We start from the raw sequence: 13997 nt of genomic DNA, 5'->3' as shown, positions 1-13997 counted from the left end.
GGAAGCTCCCATGACCGCATTCCGTCGTCCCGACTCTGCCTGTCGCCCGACCCGCCTGGCCTCCCGCCTGGTCGGCCTCGGCCTGATCGGCCTCGCCGCCTCGGCCAGCGCCGAGACCTCCCTCAACGTGGTCGGCAGCTGGAGCAGCCTCGAGCTGCACCGCCAGTTCGAGAAGCCCTTCTGGAGCGAGACCCTGCCCGCGCAGAGCAACGGCGAGATCGCCACCCAGGTCACCACCCACGACCAGATGGGCATCACCGGCGGCGACGTCTTCCGCTACCTGGGCGATGGCCTCTTCGATGTGGGCATGACGGTGGCCGACTACACCGTGGGCGACGCCCCGGCCCTCGAGGGCCTGGACCTGCCGATGATGGCCAGCGACATCGACTCCGCCCAGCGGGTCGCCGACGCCTTCCGCCCGCTGGCCGAGTCGACCATGAACGAGCGCTTCAACAGCCACGTGCTGGCCATCGTGCCCTACCCGGCCCAGGTGCTGTTCTGCAACACCCCGATCGAGGGCGTCGAGAGCCTGACCGACAAGAAGGTCCGCGCCAGCGGCCGCTCGACCGGCGAGTTCATCGAGGCGCTGGGCGCCCAGAGCCTCAACATCGCCTTCAACGAGGTGCCGGGCTCGCTGGAGCGCGGCGTGATCGACTGCGCGGTGACCGGCTCCCTGTCCGGCTACAGCGCCGGCTGGCACGAGGTCTCGAGCCACCTGCTGGCGCTGCCGATGGGCGGCTGGGACTACGTGATCACCGCCATCAACCTCGACAAGTGGAACGGCCTCGACGAGACCACCCAGGAACAGATCCAGTCGAGCCTCGACAGCGAGTTCGTCGCCCCGGTATGGGACAACGCCCGCACCGAGACCGCGCGCGGCATCGCCTGCCTGACCGGCCAGGGCGAGTGCCCGCTGGGCGACCCCGCCGGCATGACCCTGGTGAACGCCACCGAGGATGACCTGGCCGCCGCCCGCCAGGCCCTCGAGAACACCGTGCTGCCCGCCTGGGCCGCCCGTGTCGATGCCGACACCCTTGAGGCCTGGAACTCAAGCGTGGGCCAGGTCGTCGACCTGACCGCCACCGCGCCCTGAATGGCCGTTCGCCGCCCCGCGCTGGCGGGGCGGCCAACCCTCGAGGTACTCCCATGACGACGCTCCTTTCCGCGCTCGATGCCGTGGTCGCCGCCACGCGCCTCGTGTCCCGATTCGCCGCCCGCCTGATGGGCCTCGCCCTGCTGGCGGTGGTGCTGTTCATCGGCGCCGAGATCCTGATGCGCCAGCTGTTCGGCCACGCCCTCTCCGGGGTCCACGAGTATTCCGGCTATGTGCTGGCGGTGCTCTCCGCCTGGGGGCTCTCGCACACCCTGCTGGAACGCGCCCATATCCGCATCGACGTGGTCCACGGCCAGCTCTCGCCGCGCTCGCGCCAGGCGCTCGACATCATCGCCCTGCTGGCCCTGAACCTGGTCGCCTGGACCATCGCTCTCAACGCCTATCCGGTGCTGGCCAAGTCGCTGGCCAACGGCACCACCGCCAACACCCCGCTGGCCACTCCGCTGTGGATTCCGCAGCTGGTCTGGCTGGCCGGCTATGCGTGGTTCGCGATCACCACCAGCGTGCTCGGCGTGCGCGTGCTGGCCGCGCTGTTCACCCGTGACGCCGCCACCATCGAGGCCCTGGCCGGTCCGGACAAGGGCGACACCGCCCGGGAGGCCACCTGATGCTTGCCTTTCTCTCCATCGGTATCCTGAGCCTGCTGCTGGCCGGGATTCCGGTCGCCGTGACGCTGTTCCTGCTGGCCTTCGGCGTCGATCAGTTCTTCTCGATCTTCCCGCTGACCAAGGCGCTGGGGCAGAACCTGTGGTCCGCCGCCGACTCCTTCCTGCTGATCGCGATCCCGCTGTTCGTGCTGATGGGCGAGATCATCGTGCGCGCCGGCATCGCCGAGAAGGCCTACCGGGCCATGGATCACTGGCTGTCCTGGCTGCCGGGCGGCCTGCTGCACGCCAACATCACCACCTCGGCGCTGTTCTCGGCCACCTCCGGGTCCTCGGTGGCCACCGCCGCCACCGTCTCCACCGTGGCCCTGCCCCAGGGCAAGACGCTGGGCTACGATGCCAAGCTGTTCTGCGGCAGCATCGCCGCCGGCGGCACCCTGGGCATCCTGATCCCGCCCTCGATCAACCTGATCGTCTACGGCTTTCTCACCGAGACCTCGATCCCGCAGCTGTTCATGGCCGGCCTGGTGCCGGGGCTGGGGCTGGCGCTCCTGTTCATGATCGCCTCGCTGCTGCTGTGCCTGTGGAAGCCTGCGCTTGGCGGCCCCAGCAACGTGGTCTCCTGGGCCACCCGCCTCAACAGCCTCAAGTTCCTGCTGCCGCTGCTGGCGCTGTTCCTGGTGATCGTCGGCTCGATCTACCTGGGCTGGGCGACCCCCACCGAGGCCGCCGCCATCGGCGTGATCGCCTCGATGGGGCTGGCCGCCCTCAACCGCACCCTGGATCGCAGGATGCTGATGGCCGCCCTCGACGGCACCATCAAGACCAGCTCGATGATCCTGTTCATCATCCTGGCCGCCTCCTTCCTCAACTTCGCGCTGGCCTCCTCGGGCATGGTGCAGCAGCTCACCGGCCTGCTGAACGCCTACGACCTGTCGCCCTTCGCGCTGCTGATGGCGGTGATCGTGCTGTTCATCGTGCTGGGCTTCTTCATCGAGACCCTGTCGCTGATGGTGATCACCATCCCCATCGTCACCCCGCTGATCATCGCCGCCGGCTTCGACAAGGTGTGGTTCGGCATCGTGATGATCCTGTTCGTGGAGCTGGCGCTGATCACCCCCCCGGTGGGCCTCAACCTCTACATCGTCCAGGCCTCGCGCCGCGGCGAGGCCTTCTCCGAGGTGATCATCGGCACCCTGCCGTATCTCGCCGCCATGCTGGTGATGGCCGTGCTGCTGGTGAGCTTCCCGTCCATCGCTCTGTGGCTGCCCCAGACCCTGAGCCAGTAGCCCCGACGCGATCGCCCCGAATCGATCGTCCCGATCCCGGGCGCCGGCCCACCGGCCGGCGCTCCCGACAACAAGACCGGAGTCCTTCATGCTGAGTTTCACCCATGCCGACGGCACCCTCACCCTGACCCCCGAGCGCCTGGCGATTGCCGGCTGGGCCGGCCGCGACCAGGCCGGCGTGCAGCACCACATCGACGAACTGGCGGAGCTCGGCGTCAAGCCGCCCTCCACCACCCCGCTGTTCTACCGGGGCGGGGTCGAGCTGCTGACCCAGCAGGAGAAGGTACAGATGCTCGGTACCCATGGATCCGGCGAGGTCGAGGCCTGCCTGATCAGCGACGCCGAGGGCACCCTGTGGGTGACCCTGGCCTCTGACCACACCGACCGCCAGCTGGAGGCCGTCGGCGTCGCCGAATCCAAGCAGCTGTGCGCCAAGCCGATCGGCCGCGAGGTGTGGCGCTACGAGGAGGTACGCGACCACTGGGACCGCCTGGAGCTTTCCAGCGAGATCGAGGAGGACGGCCGCACCGTCACCTATCAGCAGGGCACCCTGGCCGAGCTGCTCGATGTGCCGGACCTGCTGGAGAAGCTGCCCCCGGCGCTGGCGGCGAACGGCGGCCTAGCCCCCAACAGCGTGCTGCTGTGCGGGACCGTGCCGGCCATCGGCGGCATCCGTCCCAGCAAGCCCTTCACCATGCACCTGACCGACCCGGTACTCGGCCGCACCCTCAGCCACCATTATCGGGTCGAGGCCCTGGAGGTGGCGCAATGAACGAGCCTTCCCTCACGACCTCCCAGGCGATGGCGGATGCCTTCTGGGCCCGCCCGCCGGCAAAGCGTCGGCTGTCCGATCTCGCCGTCGCCTTCGAGGCCGGCGACTTCGGCTACCGCGAGGCCGGCGAGGCGCTGAACCGGCGCGCCGCGGCTCTCGATGAGATCGCCCGCGAGACCTTCGTCGAGCACGCACCCGAGCGCCTCACGGCCCAGGGCGAGGCCCAGCAGGCCCTGCAGGCGGCCGGCGAGGCGCCGCGCGCCCTGTCCGGCGTGCCGGTCAGCATCAAGGATCTGTTCGACGTGCGCGGCGAGGTGACCCGCGCCGGGTCGCGGGTGCTCGAGGCGAATCCCCCGGCGACCCAGGACGCCCCCGCCGTGGCCCGCCTGCGCCAGGCCGGCGCCCTGCTCGCCGGACGCACCACCATGAGCGAGTTCGCCTTCTCCGGCCTGGGGCTCAACCCCCACGTCGGCACCCCGCCCAACCCCCATGACGCCGCCCGCATCACCGGGGGCTCGACCTCGGGCGGGGCCGCCTCGGTGGCCTTCGGCCTGGCGGCGGCGGCGCTCGGCAGCGATACCGGCGGCTCCCTGCGTATCCCGGCGGCCTTCTGCGGGCTGGTGGGCTTCAAGCCGAGCCAGGCGAGCGTGCCCGGCGAAGGGGCCTACCCGCTGTCGCCGAGCCTCGACTGCGTGGGCCCCATCGCCCCGAGTGTCGCCTGCTGCGCCACCCTGTGGCAGGCCCTGAGCGGCCAGGCGCCGCGGCTGGACCCCACACCCCGCCCGCTGCGCCTGGCGATACCCGACGGCGCCCTGCTCCAGGGGCTCGACGACGCCGTCGCCGTCGCCTTCGAGGAGGCCGTGGCCAGCCTGCATCGCCTCGGCTGGCACCTCGAGCGCCTGCCGCTGGCCGCGGTGGAGGATGCCCACGCCATCAACCAGCAGGGCGGGCTGGTGGTGCCGGAGGCCGCCGCCCTGCACCGCGAGCAGCTGGGCGACCGAGAGGCCGACTACGACCCCTTCATCGCCGAGCGACTGCGCGGCGGCCGCGAGGTGCTGGCGAGCGACTACCTGGACCGGCTCTGGCAGCGCCCCGGCCTGCAGGCCCGCTTCGCCGCGGAACTGACAGGCTTCGACGCGGTGCTGCTGCCCACCGTGGCCATGCTGCCCCCCGAGCGCCGAGCGCTGGAAACCGACGCCGAGGCCTTCCAGGCCGCCAATCGCCGCGCCCTGCGCAACACCAGCGTCTTCAACTACCTGGACGCCAGCGCCATCTCGCTGCCCTACACCGCGGCCGACGCCGAGCTGCCGATCGGCCTGATGCTGGCCCGCCCCCGGGGCGAGGACGCCGCGCTGCTGCAGGCCGCCAGCGTCGTGGAGACCGTGTTGCAAGGTCACGACTGATCCCCTCGAGGAAGGACATGACCACCATGATGCTGCCGATTGCGCCACTCTCCCCGAGTGCGTTCTCCCCTTACGGCAAGGTACTGGGCTGGCCGGAGGATCTCGCACGACGCGAGCCGAGACACAGCTCCCCCAGCAGCGATTTCGTCCACCAGCTCAGCTTCGATACCGGCGCCGATGGAGGGCCCGCCGAGGTACTCTGGGTGAATTATCGCGATGGCGCGTCGCGCATCGACCGGCTGGAGATGCACCGATTGACCCACCAGGCCGTGGTGCCGATCCACGGCGGCGATCTCGTGCAGATCGTATGTCTCGATCGGGACGATGCACCGGACATCGATTCGCTGAGGGCCTTTCACCTGCCTCAGGGCCTGGGCATTGCCATGTCTCCGGGCTGCTGGCACACCACCAGGCTGCTCGACAGGGAGGCGCCGGTGACGGCACTGATGCTGACCCGTCATTCCACCACTCGGGATCTGGTCGCCATGCTGAACGAGCAAACCACCGGCCGTGAGAGCCTGCTGCGGCCGCTATCGATCACGGTCGAGCTGGAGGCATGACGATAGGGCCGTCAACGCGAGGCGCGAAAAACGACAGGCCGGGTCGGCTCGACGCCTCCCCGGCCTTGTCGTGTCTGGCGGCGCGCGATCCCCTCAGCCGAGCTGGAAGGGGTAGACGCTGCCGAGACGTAGGATGCCGGTGAGCTCGTCCAGGGCGGCGAGGGTCTCGCTGGCGAGCGCCGGGTCGGCCAGGTCGGCCGGGGCCAGGCGGTCGCGATAGTGACGCTCGACCCAGGCGACGAGCTCGCCGTGCAGGGCGTCGTCCAGCAGCACCCGGCCGGAGAGCGCGGCGCGCTCGGCCGCGGAGAGCGCCACCCGCAGCCGCAGGCAGGCGGGGCCGCCGCCGTTGCGCATCGACTGCTTGACGTCCTTCACCACCACCTCGGAGATCGGGTTGTGGCCCGCCAGCAGGTGATCCTGCAGGCAGCGCCACACCGCCTCGCGCTCCTGGCATTCGCCGGGCACCACCAGCGTCATGGTGCCGTCCGGGTTGCTGAGCAGCTGGGAGTTGAACAGGTACGAGGCCACGGCGTCGTCCAGGCTCACCGCCTCCACCGGCACCCGCACCGGAATCAGCGGCGAGGCCATGCGCTCGCGCAGCGCGTCCAGGGTGCCCTGCTCGTCGCGGAAGGCAACCTCGTGATAGAGCAGCACCGGGCCGTTGCCCACCGCGATGACGTCGTTGTGGAAGACGCCGGCGTCGATGGCCTCGGGATGCTGCTGGGCGAACACCGTCTGCGCATCGCTTAGGCCGTGCTGACGGGCCACCGCCTGGCTGGCCTCGAGGGTCTGGCGGGCCGGATAGCGCCGCGGCGCAATGCCGTCGCCGCCGAACGCCTGACGGCCATAGACGTAGAGGTGCACGCCCGGCTCCCCGTGCTCGCCGGCCAGCCGGGTGTGGTTGGCCGCACCCTCGTCGGAGAAGGCCGGCGTCGCCGGCAGCACCGGATGGTGGGCGAAGCGGGCCTCGTCGGCGAAGATCGACGCCAGCACCCGGCCGGTGGTGGCCGGCTCCAGGTAGCGGTGGAAGCTCGACTGCAGGTTGGCCGGCGTGAAGTGCGCCCGCCCGTCCGGCGCGTCGACGCTCGGCGTCACCGTGGCGGCGTTGGCGGTCCACATGCTGGAGGCCGAACACACCGCACGCAGCAGCTGGGGCGCCTCGTCGGCGGCCCGGGACAGCACCCGGGCATCGCTGCCGGCGAAGCCGAGCTCGCGCAGCGCGCCCAGGTCCGGGCGCTGCTGGGGCGGCAGCACGCCCTGGGCGTAGCCTGAGTCCATCAGCGACTTCATCTTCTCGAGGCCCTGCAGCGCGGCCTCGCGGGGGTTGGCCACCAGACCCTCGTGGCTCATCGAGGCCACGTTGCCGTGGGCCAGGCCCGAGTAGTTGTGGGTCGGGCCCACCAGGCCATCGAAGTTGATCTCGCGCATGCTCATATCGGGTTCCCGGTTCACAGCGTCACCCCCGGCGGCAGCTTGTCGGGCAGGCTCAGCGCCTCACTCTCCATGGAGGCCACCGGATAGGCGCAGTAATCGGCCGTGGTCTTGTAAGAGCGCGCTGGGAGCGCCTGCGGAGCGATGGGCATCAGTATCCGAGTCACAGCGTCACCCCCGGCGGCAGCTTGTCGGGCAGGCTCAGCGCCTCACTCTCCATGGAGGCCACCGGATAGGCGCAGTAGTCGGCCGCGTAGTAGGCGCTGGGGCGATGGTTGCCGCTGTCGCCCACGCCGCCGAAGGGGGCATCGCCGGAGGCGCCGGTGGTCTGGCGGTTCCAGTTGACGATGCCGGCGCGGATGCGCAGCAGGAAGTCGTCCCAGTCCTCGCGCTCGCCGCCGATCAGCCCGGCGGAGAGGCCGTAACGGGTGTCGTTGGCCAGTGCCATCGCCTCGTCCCAGTCGCGGTAGCGGTGGACCTTGAGCAGCGGGCCGAAGTGCTCCTCGTCGGGCACCTCGAGGCCGGTGACGTCGATCAGCGCAGGCGTGAGCAGGCTGGTGTTCTCCTCCAGGCGCTGCATGCGCGCGAGCACGCTGCCGCCGCGGGCCTCGAGGTCGTCCTGGGCCGCCAGCAGGCCGTCGGCGGCGGCCACGCTGACCAGGCCGCCATAGAACGGCGCCTGCTCGCTGAACTGGCCGGCCACGCGCAGCCGCGAGATGGCATCGGACAGGGCGTCCAGCAGGCGGTCGCCCACCTGCCCCTGCGGCACGATCAGCCGGCGGGCGCAGGTGCAGCGCTGGCCGCCGGACAGGAAGGCCGACTGCAGGATGGTCAGCACGGCGGCGTCCTGATCGGGCACGTCCTTGATCACCAGCGGGTTGTTGCCGCCGAGCTCGAGGGCCAGGATCTTGTCCATCTGGCCGGCTAACTGCCGGTGCAGCAGGCCGCCGACCTTGGCGCTGCCGGTGAACAGCAGGCCGTCGATGCCGCCATGGGAGGACAGCGCCTGCCCCACCGGGGCCGCGCCCTGCACCAGGTTGATCACGCCCTCGGGCAGGCCGGCCTCGCGCCAGCACTGCAGCGTCAGGTCGGCGGTCAGCGGGGTCTGCTCGCTGGGCTTGAAGACCACGGTGTTGCCGGCCAGCAGCGCCGGCACCATGTGGCCGTTGGGCAGGTGGCCGGGGAAGTTGTAGGGGCCGAACACCGCCATCACGCCGTGGGGCCGATGGCGCAGCACCGCCCGGGCCTCGCCCAGGTCGCGCTCGCGCTCGCCGGTGCGCTCCTGGTAGGCACGGATCGAGATCGCCACCTTGCCGATCATCGCGCCGACCTCGGTGCGCGCCTCCCACAGCGGCTTGCCGGTCTCGCCGGCGATCGCCGTGGCCAGGTCCTCGCGGTGGCTCTCCAGCACCTCACGGAAGCGCTCGACCAGCGCCTGGCGCTGCCCGAACGTGCGCCGCGCCCAGGCCGGGAAGGCGGCGCGGGCGGCCTCGACGGCGGCGCCCACCTGGGCCTCGGAGGCGGCGTGGCCCTGCCACAGCGCCTCGCCCGAGACCGGGTCCTGCTTGGCGAAGCCCTCGGCCTCGCCGTCCTGCCACTCGCCGCCGATCAGCAGCCGTTGCGTCGCCTTCATCACGCCTCCTCGTCGCTATCCAGAATGCGCAGGGTGTCGCCGGCGCCGACCTCGAGGCGTGCCGCCTCGGCCTCGCTCAGCGTCACCACGCCGTCGTCGTCGGGTCCGCGGCCCAGCCAGGCCGCGCGGAAGCCGGCCATGGAGGTGGTCGCGGCCAGCCAGCGCGGCCGTTCGGCCCGCTCGGGCTCGCCGGCCTTGATCTCCACGCGGCAGGTCCGCGACAGGCGCACGCCGCGCACGTCGTCGATATAGGCCTCCACGGTGGGGCCGCCATCGAAGATGTCGATGAACCCTTCCCAGCGCAGGCCCTCCTTCCTGAGCATCGCCAGCGCCGGGCGGGTGTGCTCGTGGACCTCGCCGATGCAGGCCCGGGCCTCCTCGGAGAGGAAGGGGGTGTAGATCGGGAACTTGGGCATCAGCTCGCCGATGAAGCTCTTCTGGCCCAGCCCGGTGAGCCGGTCGGCCTCGTTGAAGTCCATGGGGAAGAAGTTGCTGCCCAGGCACTCCCAGAACGGGCTCCTGCCCTCGGCGTCGAACCTGCCGCGCATCTCGGCCAGCACCTTGTCGGGGAAGCTGTCGCGGAACTGGGCCATGAACAGCCAGCGCACCATCGACAGCAGCGCGCCGTTGCGCTCGTGCCGGCGGTCGCCGCCGCGGTACTCGGGACGCAGGAACAGCGACGCCACCTCGGCGTCGCCGGTGTGATCCGAGCTCAGGAACAGGGTGTCGATGGTACGGTGAAGGTCGAGCTGCACCGAGGAGTGCGCCAGGGTACCCAGACGGTAGTGATAGAAGGGCACCTCGCGGCCCACCTGGCCCTCGATGGCGCAGCAGCCGGCCAGCTTGCCGCTGGCCTCGTCCTCGAGCACGAAGAAGTAGAGGCGCTGGTCCACCGGCGTCTGCTGGGCGAAGGCGCTGACCGCGGTGTCGATCTTGGCGGCCAGGAAGTCGCGGTTGTCGGGCAGCGAGGTGAAGCCCACCCCGGTCTCCCGGGCCACCGCCTGCAGCTCGTCCAAGTCGGACGGGGCGATCGGTCGAATGCGCATCACAGCTCTCCCTCGTCGTAGCCCGGGTCGTGGGCGTCACCCGGCAGACCCAGCGGCGCGGCCAGCACGGCGCGGCCCTCCTCCACGCCGAGCCGCTCGGCGTGCTCCGGCGACAGCATCAACTGGCCGGTGGGCGACAGCGCATAGCGCGCCACCACGCAGCGGAAGTCGCCGAGGCGCTGGTTGGCGACCATCGCCGGCTCGGCGTCGGGCAGCGAGTGGGCCGGGCGGATGCGCACCGGGTGCCAGGCGGCGCGGCGGAAGCTCTCGAGCCGCTCGCGCTCGGCCTTGATCACCGGGCCGGCGTCGAAGATGTCGACGTGGCGCGAGCGCAGGAAGCCCTCGGCCAGCATCTCGTCGAGCGCCGCCTCGTGGTCCGGGTGCTCACGGCCGATGGCGGCCCGCGCCTGGGGCGTCAGCAGCGCCAGATAGAGCGGGAACTGGGGCATCACCTCGGCGATGAAGCTCTTCGAGCGCACCCCGGCCACGTAGTTGATGTCCTGGTAGTCGCGCTGGAAGAAGTGGCGCCCCACGCTGTTCCAGAACGGCGACTGCTGGTCGTCGTCCAGGAAGCCGGGGAAGGCCATGGCCAGGATCTCGGCGAAGCGCTCCGGGTACTGGGCGATGAACATCAGCCGCGCCCGGCGCAGCAGGCTCTCGGCGCTGGTGCCGCGGTAGCGCGGGTCCAGCGAGTAGGCGCACAGCAGGCTGGCCTCGGAGACCTCGTGAGACAGCGACAGGGTCTGCACCTCGCGGCGCACGTCGAGCTGCTGCGAGGCGTGGATCAGGGTTTCCTGGCGATAGGTGTAGTAGGCCTCCCGGGCGCCGGCCTGGGCTCGCACGGTGGCGGTGCCCACCACCTCGCCGCGCTCCAGGTCCTCGAGCACGAAGGTGTAGTGCTCGTCGCCGGGGAATTCCACCTCGGCCTCGAAGGCCCGCTGGGAGCGCATGATGCGCTCCTCGAGGCGGTCTCGATGGGCCGGCAGGTTGGTCAGGCGCGGCGTGGCGTTGCCCGCCAGCCGCTCCAGGGCCGGCAGATCCGCCGGCCGGGTGGGACGTACGACCAGCATGGCTTGGCCTCCCGCGGATGATTCCGATGCGTCCATGGCGTGGCCGCGGCTCACTCGGACGCCACCAGCCGGGCGATGGCCCGCTCCAGGCGCGCCATGCCCTCGGCGATGTCGGCCTCGGGGATCACCAGCGACGGCGCCATGCGCAGCACGTTGGGGCCGGCGACCAGCGCCATCAGGCCCTCCTCGATGGCCAGCGGCAGGATGTCCTTGGCGCGGCCCTCGTAGGCGTCGGTCATCTCGGCGCCGATCAGCAGGCCCATGCCGCGAACTTCCTTGAACACGCCGTGCTTGCGGTTGATGGTCTCGAGATGCTCGCGGAACAGGTCGTGGCGGCGCTTGACGCCCTCCAGCACCTCGGGGGTGTCGATGTGCTCCACGGCGGCCAGGGCCACGGCGGAGGCCAGGGCATTGCCGCCGTAGGTGGAGCCGTGGGTGCCGATGGCCATGGCCGGGGCGATGCGGTCGGTGGTCAGCATGGCGCCCACCGGGAAGCCGCCGCCCAGCGACTTGGCGCTGGTCAGGATGTCCGGCGTCACGCCGTACTCCATGTAGGCGAACAGCGAGCCGGTGCGGCCGACGCCGGTCTGCACCTCGTCGAAGATCAGCAGCGCATCGTGCCGGTCGCACAGCTCGCGCAGGCCCTGCAGGAAGTCCGGCGTGGCGGGCAGGATGCCGCCCTCGCCCTGCATCGGCTCGACCATCACCGCGCAGGTGTCGTCGCCCATCAGCTCGCGCACCGCCTCGAGATCGTTGAACTCGGCGTGGACGATGCCGCCCGGCACCGGGCCGAAGCCCTGGGAGTACTTGGGCTGGCCGCCGACGCTGACGGTGAAGAAGGTGCGGCCGTGGAATGACTGGCGGAAGGAGATGATCTTGTCCTTCTGCTCGCCGTGGGTGTTGTAGGCCCAGCGGCGCGCCAGCTTCAGCGCGGCCTCGTTGGCCTCGCCGCCGGAGGAACACAGGTAGACCTTGTCGGCGAAGGTGCGCTCGACCAGCGAACCCGCCAGCTTCAGCGCCGGCTCGTTGGTGTAGACGTTGGACAGGTGCCAGACCTTGTCGGCCTGTTCCTTGAGCGCATTGACCAGCACCGGGTGGCAGTGGCCCAGGGAGTTCACCGCGATGCCGCCGGCGAAGTCGATGTACTCACGGCCCTCCTGATCCCACAGTCGGCTGCCCTCGCCACGCACCGGAATGGCTTTCTGCGGCGAGTAGTTGGGCACCATGTACTGGTCGAAATCGCTGCGGGTCGGGGTGTGGGTCATGACGTTCTCCGTGGTCTCGAGCCGAACTCGTTCAGGATGAATCGGGGATCATTCGAGTATAGGGAGCCCCCTGGCGAGGGGCTTTCAGCAATGGGACGACGACTTGTGAAAAAGGCAGCAACGCCGGACCGGGGGAATCGGCTAAGGTAGGAAGCGTCGACAGCAGGCGACTGCGAGGAGAAACGCCCCATGCTCAACACCACCGCCTGGAATCGGCGACGCTACGACGCCTATGCGCCGATCTACGACGCCGTGGCCGAGCGTGCCTTCCGCCGCGCCCGGCAGGCCGCGCTGACACAGGTGCACTGGCGCCCCGGCCTGCGCGTGCTGCTGGTGGGCGCCGGCACCGGGCTCGACCTGCCCTGGCTGCCGCGGGACATCGAGCTGCACGCCACCGATCTCAGCCCGGCCATGGTCCGGCGCCTCGAACGGCGCGCCGAGGCGCTGCGCCGCGACGTCCAGGCCGAGGTGATGGACGCCGAGGCCCTCGACTATCCCGATGGCCACTTCGACGTGGTGGTGATGCACCTGATCCTGGCGGTGATGCCCGACCCGGCCCGCGGCCTCGCCGAGGCGTACCGGGTGCTGGCCGATGACGGCCAGCTGTGTGTGATGGACAAGTTCCAGGCCGACGCGCGTCCGGCCGGGCTCGGCCGTCGCGCGCTGAACCTCCTCACCTCGGCCATCGCCACCGACATCACCCGCCAGGCCGGCCGCTGCTGGAAGGGGCCGGCTTCGCCATCGAGGCCGACCGGCCGGTGATGATGGGGTCGCTGTTCCGTGCCCTGCTGGCGCGCAAAGGCGCCGCCCCCGACCTCAGCCCAGGCGCTCCTCCCGGGGCGTGATGCCGAAGTGGTTGCGGTAGGCGGTGGAGAAGTGGGCCGCCGAGGAGAAGCCGGTCTGCAGGGCGATCTCGCCGGCCGGCCGGTCGCTCTCGCGCAGATGCTTGCGGGCCTGCTGCAGGCGCAGGTTGAGGTAGTAGCGGCTGGGCACCGCCTGCAGGTGCTTCTTGAACAGCCGCTCTAGCTGGCGCCGCGAGATGCCGAGATGCTCGGCCAGCTCGTGGGTGGTCAGCGGCTCCTCGATGTTGGACTCCATCAGCGCCACCGCGTCGATCAGGCTCTGCGGGGCATTGCCCAGCCGGGTGCGCAGCGGCACCTGCTGGGGCTCGTCGCCCATGCGGATGCGCTCGAGCACGAAATGCTCGGAGATGCGCTCGGCCAGCTCTGCCCCCTGCTGGGCGCCGATCAGCGTCATCATCATGTCCATGGCGGCGGTGCCGCCGCCGCAGGTCAGGCGATCGCGGTCGATCTCGAACAGCTGCTGGGAGAGCCGCACCCGGGGATGGTCATGGGCGAAGGCCTCAAAGCGCGTCCATGGCAGGGTCGCCCGGTAGCCTTCGAGCACGCCGGCCCGGGCCAGCACCTCGGTGCCGCCGCCGATGCCGCCCAGCACCACCCGGGCGGCGGCCAGGCGACGCAACCACTCGAGCAGCCCCTCGGGCACGCTGCCGGCGAGCGGCCCGGGGGCGCAGACCAGCAGCATGTCGAGGGCCTGGTCCGGCTCGCCGGCCGACGCCTCGGGCACCAGCGCCTGGCCGGCGGCACTGGGCACCGGACGCTCGTCGATCGCATAGGTAGAGAGCCGATAGAGGCTGCGCTCCGCCAGGCGGTTGGCCACCACCAGCGGCTCGGTGGCACAGGCCTGGGCGAGCAGCGAGAAGCCGGGCAGCACCACCACGCCCACGTGCCGGGACAGCGGCACGGCGGATGCAACGGGCGGGGCATCGGGCATGGGGCACTCTCGAGA

General features: G+C 70.8%; 13 protein-coding genes and 1 pseudogene. 7 read left to right on the top strand and 7 right to left on the bottom strand.

Annotated features, from left to right (window positions below; all coding sequences use genetic code 11):
- Nucleotides 1–10: 10 nt before the first annotated feature.
- The 6 genes from ACGTNF_RS08295 to ACGTNF_RS08270 all read left to right on the top strand — a co-directional run bounded on the left by ACGTNF_RS08295 (nucleotide 11) and on the right by ACGTNF_RS08270 (nucleotide 5743).
- Nucleotides 11–1093, top strand: coding sequence for a TRAP transporter substrate-binding protein (locus tag ACGTNF_RS08295; RefSeq protein WP_394601278.1), 1083 nt, complete (start codon nucleotides 11–13; stop codon nucleotides 1091–1093).
- Between the two features lie 53 nt (nucleotides 1094–1146).
- Nucleotides 1147–1722 carry a TRAP transporter small permease subunit gene (locus tag ACGTNF_RS08290; protein ID WP_394601277.1) on the top strand — a complete coding sequence of 192 codons (576 nt, stop codon included), beginning with the start codon at nucleotides 1147–1149 and terminating at the stop codon, nucleotides 1720–1722.
- Nucleotides 1722–3008, top strand: coding sequence for a TRAP transporter large permease (locus tag ACGTNF_RS08285; protein ID WP_394601276.1), 1287 nt, complete (start codon nucleotides 1722–1724; stop codon nucleotides 3006–3008). Before ACGTNF_RS08290 ends, ACGTNF_RS08285 begins: the two co-directional genes overlap by 1 nt.
- A gap of 88 nt (nucleotides 3009–3096) precedes the next feature.
- Nucleotides 3097–3780, top strand: a complete 684-nt coding sequence (locus ACGTNF_RS08280; RefSeq protein ID WP_016855104.1) for a DUF2848 domain-containing protein — start codon at nucleotides 3097–3099, stop codon at nucleotides 3778–3780.
- A complete protein-coding gene (locus ACGTNF_RS08275; protein ID WP_394601275.1) occupies nucleotides 3777–5183 on the top strand; it encodes an amidase in 1407 nt (468 codons plus the stop codon). The genes ACGTNF_RS08280 and ACGTNF_RS08275 overlap by 4 nt, the downstream gene beginning before the upstream one ends.
- A 17-nt stretch (nucleotides 5184–5200) precedes the next feature.
- Entirely contained in the window at nucleotides 5201–5743 is a 543-nt protein-coding gene (locus tag ACGTNF_RS08270) for an ureidoglycolate lyase (RefSeq protein ID WP_394601274.1), read from the top strand.
- Nucleotides 5744–5836: 93 nt separating this feature from the next.
- Here the strand turns inward: ACGTNF_RS08270 and astB are convergent, their stop codons facing one another.
- The 6 genes from astB to ACGTNF_RS08240 are packed head-to-tail and all read right to left on the bottom strand — an operon-like array spanning nucleotide 5837 to nucleotide 12188.
- Nucleotides 5837–7177, bottom strand: coding sequence for an N-succinylarginine dihydrolase (gene astB, locus ACGTNF_RS08265; protein ID WP_394601273.1), 1341 nt, complete (start codon nucleotides 7175–7177; stop codon nucleotides 5837–5839).
- 14 nt (nucleotides 7178–7191) lie between these two features.
- On the bottom strand, nucleotides 7192–7326 hold the full coding sequence (locus ACGTNF_RS08260) for a hypothetical protein (RefSeq protein ID WP_394601272.1): 135 nt from the start codon (nucleotides 7324–7326) through the stop codon (nucleotides 7192–7194).
- Between the two features lie 11 nt (nucleotides 7327–7337).
- The gene (astD, locus tag ACGTNF_RS08255) at nucleotides 7338–8807 is read right to left on the bottom strand and encodes a succinylglutamate-semialdehyde dehydrogenase (RefSeq protein WP_394601271.1); all 1470 of its coding nucleotides are present in this window, start codon (nucleotides 8805–8807) and stop codon (nucleotides 7338–7340) included.
- A complete protein-coding gene (gene astA, locus ACGTNF_RS08250) occupies nucleotides 8807–9853 on the bottom strand; it encodes an arginine N-succinyltransferase (protein ID WP_394601270.1) in 1047 nt (348 codons plus the stop codon). The genes astD and astA (ACGTNF_RS08250) overlap by 1 nt, the downstream gene beginning before the upstream one ends.
- Entirely contained in the window at nucleotides 9853–10923 is a 1071-nt protein-coding gene (astA, locus tag ACGTNF_RS08245; protein ID WP_016855110.1) for an arginine N-succinyltransferase, read from the bottom strand. Before astA (ACGTNF_RS08245) ends, astA (ACGTNF_RS08250) begins: the two co-directional genes overlap by 1 nt.
- A 50-nt stretch (nucleotides 10924–10973) precedes the next feature.
- Nucleotides 10974–12188 carry an aspartate aminotransferase family protein gene (locus tag ACGTNF_RS08240; protein WP_394601269.1) on the bottom strand — a complete coding sequence of 405 codons (1215 nt, stop codon included), beginning with the start codon at nucleotides 12186–12188 and terminating at the stop codon, nucleotides 10974–10976.
- Between the two features lie 189 nt (nucleotides 12189–12377).
- On the opposite strand from ACGTNF_RS08240, the pseudogene ACGTNF_RS08235 reads away from it, so the two are divergent.
- Nucleotides 12378–13033 (top strand): annotated as a pseudogene (locus ACGTNF_RS08235) (class I SAM-dependent methyltransferase).
- Here the strand turns inward: ACGTNF_RS08235 and ACGTNF_RS08230 are convergent.
- Nucleotides 13005–13982, bottom strand: coding sequence for a GlxA family transcriptional regulator (locus ACGTNF_RS08230; RefSeq protein ID WP_394601268.1), 978 nt, complete (start codon nucleotides 13980–13982; stop codon nucleotides 13005–13007). The pseudogene ACGTNF_RS08235 and the gene ACGTNF_RS08230 sit on opposite strands and share 29 nt — an antisense overlap.
- Between the last annotated feature and the right edge of the window lie 15 nt (nucleotides 13983–13997).

Origin of the sequence: Halomonas sp. B23F22_10 (genome assembly GCF_043496975.1) — a bacterium.
In the GTDB taxonomy this organism is placed as follows: domain Bacteria; phylum Pseudomonadota; class Gammaproteobacteria; order Pseudomonadales; family Halomonadaceae; genus Halomonas; species Halomonas smyrnensis.
Note: the sequence above shows the minus strand (reverse complement) of the source record. Positions and strands in the feature narration are given on the sequence as shown.